At 61.5% G+C, this 278-nt stretch carries 1 protein-coding gene; it reads left to right on the plus strand.

From position 1 onward, the window contains the following. Positions 1-278 (plus strand): Bax inhibitor-1/YccA family protein (locus AC0IYH_RS31275; protein ID WP_471838096.1); only part of this gene is annotated, 278 nt, incomplete at both ends.

A 278-nucleotide genomic window follows, 5' to 3' on the forward strand; every position in this document is an offset into this window, starting at 1 on the left:
GTCCTATATGCTGTCTGTCTACAACTACATGACGTCCGGAGTCCTGCTGACGGGCGTCGTGGCGTTGCTGTTCGCGATGAGCGGCTATGCGGAGGCGGTGTTCACGCAGCCCGGGCCGCTGAAGTACGTCATCATGTTCGCGCCGCTCGCGATCGTATTCGGCATGAGCTTCGGCCAGAGCCGGATGAGCACGGGCACGCTTCAGGCGATGTTCTGGGGCTTCGCGGTGCTGATGGGCTTGTCGCTGTCGACGATCTTCCTGCAGTATAGCCCGGTTG

It is taken from the genome of Pseudomonas sp. AC463, from assembly GCF_979253585.1.